At 50.7% G+C, this 12,600-nt stretch carries 15 protein-coding genes; 4 read left to right on the forward strand and 11 right to left on the reverse strand.

The annotated features are described in order from the left end of the window. Positions 1-2: 2 nt before the first annotated feature. The 3 genes from EDD53_RS07460 to EDD53_RS14830 are packed head-to-tail and all read right to left on the reverse strand — an operon-like array spanning position 3 to position 2,480. On the reverse strand, positions 3-1,745 hold the full coding sequence (locus EDD53_RS07460; RefSeq protein WP_123792613.1) for a sensor histidine kinase: 1,743 nt from the start codon (positions 1,743-1,745) through the stop codon (positions 3-5). Positions 1,746-1,747: 2 nt separating this feature from the next. Next, positions 1,748-2,338, reverse strand: coding sequence for an RNA polymerase sigma factor (locus EDD53_RS07465; protein WP_123792614.1), 591 nt, complete (start codon positions 2,336-2,338; stop codon positions 1,748-1,750). Further along, positions 2,331-2,480 (reverse strand): NepR family anti-sigma factor, encoded by a 150-nt coding sequence (locus EDD53_RS14830; RefSeq protein WP_170162715.1) that lies wholly within the window; start codon positions 2,478-2,480, stop codon positions 2,331-2,333. The genes EDD53_RS07465 and EDD53_RS14830 overlap by 8 nt, the downstream gene beginning before the upstream one ends. Positions 2,481-2,587: 107 nt before the next feature. Here EDD53_RS14830 and EDD53_RS07470 point away from each other — a divergent pair, with 107 nt between their 5' ends. Then, the gene (locus EDD53_RS07470) at positions 2,588-3,400 is read left to right on the forward strand and encodes a response regulator (RefSeq protein WP_123792615.1); all 813 of its coding nucleotides are present in this window, start codon (positions 2,588-2,590) and stop codon (positions 3,398-3,400) included. 197 nt (positions 3,401-3,597) lie between these two features. Here the strand turns inward: EDD53_RS07470 and EDD53_RS07475 are convergent, their stop codons facing one another. Further along, a complete protein-coding gene (locus EDD53_RS07475; RefSeq protein ID WP_123792616.1) occupies positions 3,598-3,771 on the reverse strand; it encodes a DUF1328 domain-containing protein in 174 nt (57 codons plus the stop codon). A 159-nt stretch (positions 3,772-3,930) separates the two neighbouring features. Between EDD53_RS07475 and EDD53_RS07480 the strand changes: the two genes are divergently transcribed. Both EDD53_RS07480 and EDD53_RS07485 read left to right on the forward strand, forming a co-directional pair. Next, complete coding sequence (locus EDD53_RS07480; RefSeq protein WP_123792617.1) at positions 3,931-4,257, forward strand: ElaB/YgaM/YqjD family protein; 327 nt, start codon at positions 3,931-3,933, stop codon at positions 4,255-4,257. A gap of 11 nt (positions 4,258-4,268) precedes the next feature. Then, complete coding sequence (locus EDD53_RS07485; protein WP_170162716.1) at positions 4,269-4,622, forward strand: phage holin family protein; 354 nt, start codon at positions 4,269-4,271, stop codon at positions 4,620-4,622. A 147-nt stretch (positions 4,623-4,769) separates the two neighbouring features. Here the strand turns inward: EDD53_RS07485 and EDD53_RS07490 are convergent, their stop codons facing one another. The 7 genes from EDD53_RS07490 to EDD53_RS07520 all read right to left on the reverse strand — a co-directional run bounded on the left by EDD53_RS07490 (position 4,770) and on the right by EDD53_RS07520 (position 11,740). After that, the gene (locus EDD53_RS07490; protein WP_123792619.1) at positions 4,770-5,174 is read right to left on the reverse strand and encodes a F0F1 ATP synthase subunit epsilon; all 405 of its coding nucleotides are present in this window, start codon (positions 5,172-5,174) and stop codon (positions 4,770-4,772) included. Between the two features lie 127 nt (positions 5,175-5,301). Then, entirely contained in the window at positions 5,302-6,726 is a 1,425-nt protein-coding gene (gene atpD, locus EDD53_RS07495; protein WP_123792620.1) for a F0F1 ATP synthase subunit beta, read from the reverse strand. Positions 6,727-6,744: 18 nt separating this feature from the next. Continuing rightward, complete coding sequence (locus EDD53_RS07500) at positions 6,745-7,617, reverse strand: F0F1 ATP synthase subunit gamma (protein WP_123792621.1); 873 nt, start codon at positions 7,615-7,617, stop codon at positions 6,745-6,747. A gap of 21 nt (positions 7,618-7,638) precedes the next feature. Then, positions 7,639-9,174, reverse strand: coding sequence for a F0F1 ATP synthase subunit alpha (gene atpA, locus EDD53_RS07505; RefSeq protein WP_123792622.1), 1,536 nt, complete (start codon positions 9,172-9,174; stop codon positions 7,639-7,641). After that, positions 9,174-9,734 (reverse strand): F0F1 ATP synthase subunit delta, encoded by a 561-nt coding sequence (locus tag EDD53_RS07510; RefSeq protein WP_123792623.1) that lies wholly within the window; start codon positions 9,732-9,734, stop codon positions 9,174-9,176. The genes atpA and EDD53_RS07510 overlap by 1 nt, the downstream gene beginning before the upstream one ends. Before the next feature lie 405 nt (positions 9,735-10,139). Then, complete coding sequence (locus EDD53_RS07515; protein WP_123792624.1) at positions 10,140-10,874, reverse strand: hypothetical protein; 735 nt, start codon at positions 10,872-10,874, stop codon at positions 10,140-10,142. Positions 10,875-10,990: 116 nt separating this feature from the next. Next, a complete protein-coding gene (locus EDD53_RS07520; protein ID WP_123792625.1) occupies positions 10,991-11,740 on the reverse strand; it encodes a class I SAM-dependent methyltransferase in 750 nt (249 codons plus the stop codon). 63 nt (positions 11,741-11,803) lie between these two features. Here EDD53_RS07520 and gloB point away from each other — a divergent pair, with 63 nt between their 5' ends. Next, positions 11,804-12,589, forward strand: a complete 786-nt coding sequence (gloB, locus tag EDD53_RS07525; RefSeq protein WP_123792626.1) for a hydroxyacylglutathione hydrolase — start codon at positions 11,804-11,806, stop codon at positions 12,587-12,589. Positions 12,590-12,600 lie beyond the last annotated feature (11 nt).

Consider the following 12,600-nt stretch of genomic DNA (forward strand, 5'->3'; position numbering starts at 1 on the left):
CCTTAGCTCAGCTCGGTAAAATCGCTTTCAGAGTGCTCCTCATCAAAGGTAGCAAGCGGAAATTCTACTTTGATTTGGTAAAGGTGTTCAGTGTCTAAGACTTCGAGCGTTCCACCAATTTGACGTGCAAAAGCACCTATCAACCCCTGCCCCAAACCTGTGCCGCTTGCTTGGTCTGGCGAGGTCAGTGGGATCCCCTTACTGTTTTCAATGATCAGGATGCCACGGTCCTTCGTGAGTTTTTCAAGTGTCACGACGATGCGGGGGCGCTCGCCCTTGGTGTAGCCAAGATATTTCAGGGCATTCGTAATGCTTTCCGCCGCCAAAAGCGACAAAGGCACCGCCTGATCGGGATAAAGCGTTATCGGATCATAGCTGACTTTGGAATCCAGTCGTACTTCATTGGGCAAACCAGCAGACAACAAAGTTCCGATGATGCTATTCAACAGTTCATCAGCGCGCACGCGCCCTTCGGTACTGGTTTCATAGAGATTACGATGGACCATCGCGATGCTCATCACGCGCCCTTGCACTTCTTTCAGCGCAACGCGGGCCTCAGGGCTGCGCGCTTTGCGCATTTTCATATTCACGATAGAGGCGATCAATTGCAAATTGTTCTTTACGCGATGATGTACCTCTTTCAGCAAGACCGTTTTATCGTGAATGGTGCCTTCAAGCTCAGCCTCATCTCGAATAATCTGCTCAGCCAAATTGCGCCATGCCAGATCAATTTCACGCACTTCAATCGGCGCGCTGTTGTCGACGGGTATGTCATTGTGCCGCCGCGTTCGCGTGAACCGCAACATATCGCGCCCCAATCGGCGGATGTGTTTGATAACCAATCGGTCCACCGCGAAATAGGCAACCCCAAGACAGGTCAACCACATCACAATCGGAAAAATCATCGGTGTCGCCATTGCCAATCCAGGGGCGACCGATAGGTTCGTGCGAGACCAACTGCCGATTGCATAGATTTGGTTGGGCAAGATGGGAACAACGGCAAAGACCCGTCTTTCGCCCTCTCTTGTTTCACCTGAAAACGCGATCCGTTGTTTTTGAGCCAAATCCGCCAGTGATCGCCCTACAGGCAAGTGCTTACCCACGTCCCGTAATCCGCTTTCGGCGCTCAAAACATCGCCGTCTTTGTTAAAAGTCACAAGCGTCACAGGACGACCATCAGGAATTTGTTCAAAGTCGATATTCATTTCACGGCTGGGCAAGGACACGGCCACATAGCCTTGGAAAATATTGTCGATGAAAACAGGTGTCGAAAGCACGATCACCGTGGTTTTGCTAATTGGCCCAAAGCGCACAAGATCACTGCGCACAGCGGGATTTTCACGCATTCCTTGGTAGACAGGATTTTCAGAAAAATCGAACCCATCCATGTCAGAACCGCATTGCAAAATGCCATCCACGTCAACAAAACCCGAAAATGAAAAATCTGGATTGTCTTCGATGAAATCCGCAAAAATGTCGCTGCAGGCATCAGTGCTTTTTAAAACGGCCCCCATGACAGCCGCCAAAGCATTCGAACTGCCAAAACCAGCGCGAATCAAGGCCTCTTCACGTTGTGCTGCTTGAGATGTAAGGGCCAACAAAGCCGCTTCTGCACGTTGATCGGCGGCCTGCGCAAATTGGTGTGCAAGGGAAACAGAAATCAATCCTATCGGAAATAAAGCAAGCGATAACAGGACTGCGATACGAAACCATAGCCTATGAATAAGGCGCAAGCTTAGTTTCATCTTCACTGACGTTCTCCGGATACTGGCATTTGCGCGCCCAAAACGGCCTTTGTTTGTTGATCTGTTAGATCCAAGGGTTCGCCTTCGTTGAGATCCAACATTTCACCCAGCTTCAAACGGGCACGGTTCACGCGGCTTTTGACGGTGCCAAGTGCAACACCACACGTTTCTGCCGCCTCTTCATACGAAAATCCCATCGCGCCAACCAGCATCAAAGCTTCGCGCTGTTCGGTTTTTAGCTGAACAAACGCCTGCTCGAACTCTGCCATAGCAAGGCGCCCGTCGTGGTCTGGTTTTTCTGAAAGGCCTGCGGCGAAAACGCCATCAGTGTCTTGAACTTCACGCTTACGTTTGCGTTGATCTGAGTAAAATGTATTGCGTAGGATTGTAAAAAGCCAAGCACGCATATTTGTGCCTGCCTGAAAGCTGTTGAGGTTTTCCCATGCTTTCATGATGGCATCTTGAACCAAGTCGTCGGCCTGACTGGAATTGCGTGTCAAGCTTAGGGCGAAAGCGCGCATCGCGGGCAAATGCATGACGATTTCTTGAGATGGATCGGCCACGGCTTGACCCTCATCAACGAGATTATCCATGATTTGCATCTTGTTGACGCAACTGTTCAAGCAGGTCTAAGAACCGATCAGGCACCTGCTCATCCAGCGTTTTTTGATACACTTTGCGCAGGTTCTCTTCGATTTGCTCTTCGAGAGGAGTTTTTGGTTCATCTTGATCCATTATTCCGCCTAATTCCTACCTTGATTTAACATTTTTTTACATCTTACGGAACTTAACGCATACCATAGGCGTTAAGTTCCCGAGAAAACAAAAAATAGGACAAAAAAATGTCGACAGCTACTACGCAAACGTCTTTGGCCACGGTCGTTGCAAACCTTTTGCCATATTTGCGTCGCTACGCACGCGCTTTGACGGGGGATCAAGACACTGGAGATAAATACGCGGCAATTACGCTTGAGGCACTTTTGAACGACCGCAGCGTCTTTGAACAAATCGAAAGCCCGAAGGTCGCGCTCTTTCATGCTTTTCATTTGATTTGGTCCAGTGCGGGCGCGCCGACTGGCGAAGATGAAACAGGTATCGCCAAACGCGCCCAAGCGCACCTTCGCCGCCTAACAGTGAACACACGCGAGGCACTTTTGTTGCGCACGATCGAAGGGTTTTCCTTAGATGAAATTGCAGCCATTATGGCGACTGATGAGGACGACGTGGAACACCTGTTATCTGTTGCACAAGATGAGATGTCTGACAGCATTTGCGGTCGTGTGATGGTGATCGAAGACGAAGCGATCATCGCCCTTGATTTGCAGGGCATTGTGTCTGACATGGGACATAAGATTACTGGCGTCGCAACGACCCGCACCGAAGCGCAGGCTTTGTTTTCCCAAGACAAGCCAGATTTGATTTTGTCAGATATCCAACTGGCAGACGGTTCAAACGGCATCGACGCTGTAAATGACATTTTGAAACAGCACCCTGATATTCCTGTCATCTTTATCACGGCCTTCCCCGAGCGTCTTTTGACAGGGGATCGTCCTGAGCCTGCCTTCGTCATCACCAAACCTTACAGCGAAGAGCAAGTGACCTCAGCTGTGAGCCAAGCGATGTTTTTCTCAAGCACTGAAACGCTAAACGCGTAGCGTTTCACCACCCTTGTTGCCTGACACCCACCTTGGGCGCGAGATTGCTTAGATATAAAAACGCCCCTGAACAGCTAATGTTCGGGGGCGTTTTTTTTCGTTTGAGATCAATGAGATTTTCTCAGCGCGGACACCCTACACGAGGGAGGAGCGGGAGGAAACGAGTGCCCACGCTGAGAAAATATGACCGTCTGGGACTAGACGGGTGGCTTGCCGCGCACTGCACGGGCAACCATTGCGATCACAAACAAGATGGCAAAGATCACAAACAACAATTGCGCGATCCCTGCGGATGCACTGGCGATCCCGCCAAATCCAAACACGCCTGCAATCAATGCGACGATAAAAAAGGTAAGTGCCCAACCTAACATAGCTGTACTCCTTTAAGTTTTACGCGCCGATCTGGCGCTTTCTGGGGAGTCAACGCGCACTCCGCTTGAAAGGTTCCAAAGTTTATAAATAATTTTCTCGGAACATTTTCGCGGTTCTCTGCGTTGAGTCTGTGAAACCAAATACAAAGGAGCCACATCATGGCACGTACAGACACAGCAAAAGCTGCCGAAAAAACAACCGCTGATTTGGAAAAACAGATTGAAACGCTCACGAAAGATGTTGCCGCGTTGGCAACTGCGATGAAAGCCGACGCCAAAGCGAAATCCAACCAATTGGGCGAAGCTGCGTCAGAAACTTTAGATATAGCACGTCAAAAGGGCGTCGAGACCGCTGAGCTTGCACGTCAACAAACACGTGACGCAGTGGCAGTGGCCGAACAGACTGTGCGCGCAAATCCTGGCGCGGCAGTTGGCGTAGCAGCACTGGCAGGTTTTGTTACGGGTATTGTGGCATCGCGCCGCTAAGGGATATGGCAATGAGCACCCTAAAGGAAAAGACAGTCCAAGGCGCGAAACGCGCGGCTTGGATTTCGCTGGGCACAGCGATGCTTTGTGTCGGAGTGGCTTTCTTGACAGCCGCCGCTTGGATGGTCTTGAGTGCCGTGAAAGACGCGCAGTTCGCGGCCCTCATCATTGGACTATCCTATGCAGGTATCGGCTGTATCGCCGTGGTGATTGGCACTTCGTCAAGCCATCATTCAGGCCGCCATGTCGGCCCTGAGCACCACCCAGAGCCCTTGACCCCACATGCCCGCAGCGATGACACATTCGAGCGTATGGCAGCAGCATTCATGACAGGAATGCAATCCGCCAAAACCTTTCGCAAGTAAACCAACATCAGCTGCCCCCCTCGCAGCTGATCTTGGTTGATCAGCGAATGAAAGGTGACGCGAAACGACACTGATAAGGCATGAAAAAAGGCCCTTTGGCGCGAACCAAAGGACCTTTTTAATGTGTCTCAGCACTGTAACCAGTGATTAAACGCTCACACCAAGAGTTTCAGCGATCTGCATCAGATCTGCGAGGACCTTTTGCGTTTGCTGCTGAACTTCAGGTGATGATGCATCATGTGTTTTAGACGCAGCGGCCACAAGATCGGCAATGATTTCAGGTGTTACTTCACCTGTTGGCAAAGCTGTCTCAGCCAGTACAGAAATAGTATTTGCGGAAAGTTCAGCAAAACCACCTGTTACAACAAACTGCTCTTCGCCCGCTGGACCATTTACGGTCAAGAATCCTGGGCGCAAAGACAAGATGGTCGGCTCGTGGCCAGCCATCGCAGTCAAATCACCGTCTGCACCAGGGATCTGCACCTCGGTTGCCACAACAGAGGCAAGTTTGCGCTCTGGAGAGACGAGATCGAATTGGACAGTATCAGCCATGAAGGCCTCCTTAAAAGCGATTGGCCCCGTGCCCCCCGCGCATATGGGCTTGCCATGTTTTGCGGGGGGCGAACGGTCCAAAATCAGACGCTAAGCGTGCAACTGTGGACCGCTTGAGGTGTCAGACTTAAGCAGCGTCTGCTGCCATTTTCTCGGCTTTAGCAAGTACTTCGTCGATGCCACCAACCATGTAGAAAGCGCCTTCTGGAAGGTGATCGTACTCACCAGCCACAACAGCTTTAAACGATTTGATAGTGTCTTCGAGCTTAACCTGTTTACCGTCAGCGCCAGTGAACACTTTCGCAACGTCAAATGGCTGGGACAAGAAACGTTCGATTTTACGCGCACGTGTCACAGTCATTTTGTCGTCTTCTGACAATTCGTCCATACCAAGGATGGCGATGATGTCTTGAAGTGACTTGTAGCGCTGCAAGATTTGCTGAACGTCAGTTGCAACTTTGTAGTGCTCTTCACCGATGATCAAAGGATCTAGCAAACGTGATGTTGAACCAAGTGGGTCAACCGCAGGGTAGATACCTTTTTCAGAGATCGAACGGTCAAGAACCGTTGTCGCATCAAGGTGAGCAAACGATGTCGCAGGTGCAGGGTCAGTCAAGTCATCCGCAGGAACATACACGGCCTGAACCGATGTAATAGAACCGTTTTTAGTGGATGAAATGCGTTCTTGCATCGCGCCCATGTCGGTCGCCAATGTTGGCTGGTAGCCAACCGCAGATGGGATACGACCCAAAAGCGCAGATACCTCGGAACCGGCCTGTGTAAAGCGGAAGATGTTATCAACGAAGAACAGAACGTCTGAACCAGATTCGTCGCGGAATTGCTCGGCCAGTGTCAAACCAGTCAAAGCAACACGCATACGCGCACCGGGAGGCTCGTTCATCTGACCGTAAACAAGTGCGATTTTAGAATCGACCAAGTTGTCAGGAACGATAACACCAGATTCGATCATCTCGTGGTAAAGGTCGTTACCTTCACGTGTACGCTCACCCACACCCGCGAACACAGACACACCAGAGTGCACTTTCGCGATGTTGTTGATAAGTTCCATGATCAAAACGGTTTTACCAACACCGGCACCACCGAAGAGACCAATTTTACCACCTTTAGTGTAGGGGGCCAAAAGGTCGATAACTTTGATACCTGTTTCAAGGATCTCAGTTTCTGTGGACTGCTCGTCAAATGAAGGCGCATCACCGTGAATTGGGCGACGCTCAGTTGTGTCAACTGGACCTTTTTCGTCAACAGGGTCACCTGTGACGTTCATGATGCGACCCAAAGTTGCTGGACCAACTGGTACAGAGATTTGGTTGCCAGTGGCTGTCACAGCTTGGCCACGTACGAGGCCTTCAGTTGCGTCCATAGCGATGGTACGTACAGTGCTCTCACCAAGGTGCTGAGCGACTTCGAGAACCAAACGGTTGCCATTGTTGTCTGTTTCAAGTGAGTCCAAAATCGCCGGCAATTCGCCGTCGAACTGAACGTCAACAACGGCGCCAATCACCTGCGTGATTTTGCCTTTTGCTTGTGCCATGTTTCGTTACTCCGGTTCTTAGAGCGCTTCAGCGCCCGAGATGATTTCGATAAGCTCGTTGGTGATGACGGCCTGACGTGAGCGGTTGTATTCGATTGTCAGTTTGTCGATCATGTCGCCTGCGTTGCGTGTGGCGTTGTCCATAGCGGACATCCGCGCACCTTGCTCGGAGGCAGCATTTTCCAAAAGAGCTGCAAAGATCTGCGTGGCGACGCCGCGCGGCAGAAGATCTGCGAGGATGGCTTCTTCGGAAGGCTCGTAATCGTAGAGCGCCCCGCCGTCATCTTCGCTTGCTTCATATGCTGCTGGGATAACCTGCAAAGCTGTCGGTATTTGGGACACAACGTTGACGAACTTTGAATAAAAGATCGTAGCAACATCGAATTCTTCTGCATCAAAACGCGCAAGGATATCCTTGGCGATGCTTTGCGCATCAGTATAGCCCAAGCGCTTGACGCCACTTAGATCGACATGGCCGATCAAAAGGTCACCAAACTCACGGTTCAGCTGTTCACGACCCTTTTTGCCAACAGTAAGAACTTTTACTGTTTTGCCAGCCGCTTTCAATTCTTCGACGCGGGCTTTTGCAAGCTTCACGATAGAAGAGTTGAAGCCGCCACACAGGCCGCGTTCTGCAGTCATCACGACAAGCAATTGCACATCGTCTTTGCCCGTCCCGGCAAGAAGCCGGGGCGCGCTATCAGAGCCACCAACTGATGCAGACAGCGCACCAAGAACAGCATTGAACCGTTCTGTGTAGGGGCGTGACGCTTCAGCTGCTTCTTGGGCGCGGCGCAATTTTGCAGCCGCGACCATTTGCATGGCTTTCGTGATCTTGCGTGTGGATTTCACACTCGCGATCCGATTTTTTAGGTCCTTGAGATTAGGCATTAGACTGTCCTTTTCCCGGGATTAAGCGAAGGTTGCTGCGAATTCGTCCAGAACAGCCTTCACCTTATCGGCGGCATCGCCTTTGATTTTTGGATCTTCATCGGAAATCCAAGTCAAAAGATCTTTGTGCTTGCCGCGCAAGAACTCAAGAAGACCTTTTTCAAAGCGCGCTACATCGGACACTTCGATTTTATCGAGGTAGCCGTTTGTACCAGCAAAGATAACGCAGACGATTTCGGCGTTAGACAAAGGCGCGTACTGAGCTTGCTTCATCAATTCAGTCAAGCGAGCACCACGGGACAGCAATTGCTGAGTGGAGGCATCAAGGTCAGAACCGAACTGAGCAAAGGCGGCCATCTCACGGTATTGAGCCAGTGACAATTTCACCGGACCGGCAACAGAAGACATCGCTTTTGTTTGCGCAGATGAACCAACACGAGAAACAGACAAACCAGTGTTCACCGCAGGGCGGATACCTTGGTAGAAGAGTTCTGTTTCAAGGAAGATCTGACCATCAGTGATCGAAATCACGTTTGTTGGAATAAACGCAGAAACGTCACCACCTTGAGTTTCAATGATAGGCAAAGCTGTCAAAGACCCTGAACCGTAGTCTTCATTGAGTTTCGCTGAACGCTCAAGAAGTCTGGAGTGAAGGTAGAAAACGTCACCTGGGTAAGCTTCACGACCTGGTGGGCGGCGAAGAAGAAGTGACATCTGACGGTATGACACAGCTTGCTTTGACAAATCATCGTAGATGATCAAAGCGTGACGGCCGTTATCACGGAAGTGTTCAGCCATTGCAGTCGCAGCATATGGAGCCAAGAACTGCATAGGTGCAGGATCAGAAGCCGTCGCAGCAACAACGATTGTGTACTCGGACGCGCCAGACTCTTCGAGCTTTTTAACAAGCTGAGCCACTGTGGAGCGTTTTTGACCAATCGCCACGTAGATACAGTACAATTTGTCGTTTTCAGACTTTGCTGCATCGTTGTAGGATTTTTGGTTCAAGATCGTGTCGAGCGCCACAGCTGTTTTACCAGTTTGGCGGTCACCAATGATAAGCTCACGCTGGCCACGGCCAACTGGGATCATCGCGTCAACAGATTTAAGACCTGTTGCCATTGGTTCGTGAACAGATTTACGTGGGATAATGCCTGGCGCTTTTACGTCCGCAACGAGGCGTTTGGTGGTTTTGATTTCACCTTTGCCATCGATTGGGTTGCCAAGACCGTCAACAACGCGGCCAAGAAGTTCGTCACCCGCAGGAACGTCCACGATGGAGTTCGTACGCTTAACTGTGTCGCCTTCTTTAATGTCTTTGTCAGACCCGAAGATAACGATACCTACGTTATCGGCTTCGAGGTTAAGTGCCATCCCGCGGATACCGCCGGGGAACTCAACCATTTCACCAGCCTGAACATTGTCGAGACCGTAGACGCGGGCGATACCATCACCAACGCTCAGTACACGACCAACTTCAGCAACTTCGGCGTCTTTGCCAAAGTCTTTGATCTGATCCTTGAGGATCGCAGAAATTTCGGCTGCTTGGATTCCCATTATCCGACCTCTTTCATTGCATTCTGGAGGGAAGCGAGCTTGGAGGCGATTGACGTATCAATCATCTTCGAACCCACTTTAACGATAAGACCGCCGATGAGGGACTCATCAACGGTCGCATGAATTGTAACGTCTTTGCCAAATTGGGCTGACAATGTCTTAGCCAATTTGTCACTCTGTGTTTTGGTCAAAGCCTTTGCAGAGGTGACGTCAGCAGTCACTTCGCCGCGCTCGTCTGCGAGCATAGCGTTCAATGCGTCCACGAATTGTGGCAACACAAAGAGGCGACGGTTTTGCGCAAGCAAGGCCAAAGTATTGGCCATGATTGGCGAAAATTTCGCTTTTTTCGAAATAGCTGAAACAACAGCACCATGTTCTTCACGAGAAACAACAGGTGATGCAATTACTGCATTCAAGTCAGCACTATCGGCCAAGGCCGAGCTGAGAGACGCAACATCGTCCTCAAGCGCTTTTAGCTTTTTGCTTTCCTTGGCCAGATCAAACAAGGCCGTGGCGTAGCGTGCGGCAATACCGCGGGAAATCGAAGCTGGTTCGGACACGTCCACCCTTCCGATGTCGTTGGGCCTTTCCCTTTCAATTCACTTATACATGAACTTCAAAGGTCGGGCATATTGAGAAACCCGTGCGAATGCACAGGCAGCAAAAATCGCGATGGGTATAGCGGAGCATTTGCGAGCTCGCAACCGTGTTACTGCGCTTTCCTGCGAAGATGTCGCAGGCGCATTTACCTATTATCAATGACTTACGTGATTTAGAGTAAAACAAGGCCTAAAAAAAGTTATAACATCTAGTAAAACTTTTGCTTGTTTCGACGAATCCTTGCCAAAACAGCCTGCTCTCGCGCTGTAATCTTATGGTGCCCCCTGTGAAGACACACCTGAGGCGTCGAGCAATCTATGCAAATACAATTTGTTCAGCTTGAAGCACCCGCTTCACATCGGGCCTTATCCCACGGTGGATTGTGTATTTGCCTCACTGACCATTGCTTCCCACCACGGGGTCTTAGGAGGGGTGGCCCCGTTGTATTGCGCATCAACTGTCGGGTCATACTGATTTGAAAAGGTGTCAATCTGACCCGAGCCTGTTTGGACAAAGCCACCCAAGCTTTCGATATATGGCACATCGCCTGTCTCAGCCTGTGTTGCGCTATATGTTTCCACCACACTCAACACGGTCACATCTGTCGCAAAGTCAAATTCATACCCTTCGGCATCGCCTGAGATTGAAGACAGGTATGGCGAAAGTGGGGAATCGGTAACCACCAAAATATCCAAGCTCACGCCGTAGGTGAAACCATCGAGATCATCCACGGTTTCGGCATCTGTGTAGCCCGTGTGCACCAAATGCACATATCCATCGACATCGTCATCGATATTGATGGCAAGGTTCGCGCCTTCGGTCAGAACATATTCGGAAACGATATCATCATCATCTTCAGCATCAATCATGGCTTGTGTAACAGTGACTGTGCTGTCGGTCGTCACGATAGTCGCATCATCACGCGCGACATCAACGGGGGCGTCATCGAACACAGAGTCGATAGGAATATCTTCGACAATGGGATCGAAATTTTCATCAGCCGCCTCATCGGAGTCGTCCTGATCGTCCTCATCCAGCAGCCCTTGCAGGATATCACCAAGTCCAATCCCCATCATCGTGAGGCATAAAATTTCCAACATATAGTCCCCATCGCCTAAAACGAAATTTGAGTATCGGCAGGTTTAAAGGGATCTTATTTGAATTTGGTTAAGCGCTGCTAAAATCACAGCCAGCCATCGCGTACAGAAATCGAAGTCTAAGCAGGCTTTGCCTCGGGCACGGGGCGTAATCCGCCCAAAACGCCTTTGGCGCGTTTGATTGCTTGAGGACTGCCTGTACCCGTTTGTGCATAGACTTGCTTTGACACTTCAATCATCAAAACACCCCCAGCGAGATGATCCGTGACTTGGCGTCCGATGCGTTCCAACATAGGGCCCGAGCGCAGCCAGAATTTCTTATTAGACGGCGGTTGGAACAGCACGGCCTTATGGCGTTCTGGAACGAAGTTCGCGCGTTTCAATTGCGTTTCCAATTGCCCTAAAGAATATGGGCGCCCAAAGCCAAAGGGCGTGCTGTCTGTGCGCGACCAAACACCGCCACGATTGGGCACAATAAACAAAGCTTTGCCGCCAGGCCCCAGCACACGCCAACATTCGTCAAGCAACGCGGATTGGTGATCTGACGTTTCCAAGCCATGCATCACCACAAGCTTGTCCACGAGGCCTGTTTGCAACGGCCAAGCGGTTTCGTGACACAGCGTAGATGTGTTTTCCATCCCCGCAGGCCAAGGCATAACGCCCTGCTGATCTGGCATGAGGGCCACAACGCGGCGCGCGTCGGCCAAATAGGGGCGCAACAAGGGCACGGAAAATCCGAATCCTGCAACAGTTTGACGAGAGGCATCAGGCCAATAGGACACGACTTGGTCGCGAATAACGCGCTGCGCTGCGCGCCCAAGGCCCGTGCGGTAGTAGAAGTTTTTCAAATCAACAACGTCAAGATGCATTGTAAAACCTGTACCCTTGGTCAAGTGTTATAAAGATGATGCCCTAAACTTTGGACAAACACCATGCTAGAACTCGCGACCTTTTGCGCCCTCAAAGATAACTACGCATATCTTTTGCATGATCCAGCATCAAAAGCGACAGCTTGTATTGATGTGGCAGACCATGCGCCTATTTTGGCAGAGCTGGACAAACATGGCTGGGCTTTGACCGATATTTGGCTCACCCACCACCATTGGGACCACATTGATGGCCTTGCGCCTCTGCTTGACGCTTGCGCTGCGCGCGGCTGGACTCCTGCCGTTATGGCCGCTGCCGCTGACATGCACCGCTTACCTGCGCATCTTGTAACCAAAGCCTTGTCCCCGCGTGAACAGTTTCAATTCGCAAATCAAACGGTCGAGGTCATGGATGTCCCTGGTCACACCATTGGCCATATCGCATACTTCGTAGTGCAGGACAAAATTCTATTCAGTGCCGATAGTTTGATGGCTTTGGGATGTGGTCGGTTGTTCGAAGGCTCGCCACAGCAAATGTGGGATAGCCTGTTAACCCTACGCGCCCTGCCCGATGACACTCTTGTGTGTTCTGGCCATGAATACTCTGCCAGTAATGCTGCCTTTGCCATCACGGTCGATCCTGAGAACTCCGCACTTTTAAAACGGGTCAAAGACATCACGGAAAAGCGTGCCCGCGATCTGCCCACTGTGCCCACCCGCTTGAAACTTGAGAAAGACACAAATCCGTTTCTACGCGCAGATACGAGCGGGGTGAAAAGTGCCGTGAATATGATCAATGCAACGGATTTAGATGTCTTTACAGAAATTCGCGCCAGAAAAGACAGGTTCTGATCACGCATTTG

The organism is Pacificibacter maritimus (genome assembly GCF_003814915.1).
GTDB lineage: Bacteria > Pseudomonadota > Alphaproteobacteria > Rhodobacterales > Rhodobacteraceae > Celeribacter > Celeribacter maritimus.